1 protein-coding gene is annotated in these 640 nt (G+C 68.3%); it reads right to left on the reverse strand.

Going from position 1 to position 640, the window contains the following annotated elements; all coding sequences use genetic code 11:
* Positions 1 to 392: hypothetical protein (locus GVL12_RS25760; RefSeq protein ID WP_159918386.1), on the reverse strand; the 392-nt coding region annotated here is incomplete at its 3' end.
* Positions 393 to 640: the final 248 nt, after the last annotated feature.

A 640-nucleotide genomic window follows, 5' to 3' on the forward strand; every position in this document is an offset into this window, starting at 1 on the left:
AACCCAAGGTCCCGATGCACGCAGTGAAGAATTTGTCCGATCCGGGCGCATCTGCAGCGGCCCAACCGACCGCCGACTCCGAGGTAGTCCCGCGAGCGCGCCGCCGTACGTTCTCCAACGCCGACAAACGCCGCATTCTGCAGGCTGCCGACAACTGCACGAAGCCCGGCGAGATAGGCGCGCTGATGCGCCGAGAGGGCGTTTACTCGTCGTCGCTGAGCACCTGGCGCCGCCAGCGCGAAGTCGCCGATCTGGCCGCTTTGGCGCCCGTCAAGCGTGGCCCCAAGGCTGATCCCCACCGCGCCGAAGCGCTGCACATCGCCCAGCTCACCCGCGAGCGCGACAACTTCAAGCAGCGCCTGGACAAGGCGCTGCTGGTGATCGACGTCCAAAAAAACTTGCAGCCTTGCTGGGCAATCCGATCGACGACACCGGCGGCTTGCCGTGATCGCCGCCGTGCAAGAGTTGACGCCGCTGCTGGGCATCGGTGCCGCCTGTCGGGCCCTGGGCCTGCCGCGCGGGGTGCCGGCCCGCCAACGGGCCCAAGCGCATCGCTTGGGCCTGATCGGCACACCGTAGCCGGGTGCGGCCTCCGTTGGCCCTGGATGCCCAGGAGAACGCGCTGCTGCTCGATACCCTG

This window comes from Pantoea sp. 18069 (assembly GCF_902706035.1).
Lineage (GTDB): Bacteria > Pseudomonadota > Gammaproteobacteria > Burkholderiales > Burkholderiaceae_C > Comamonas.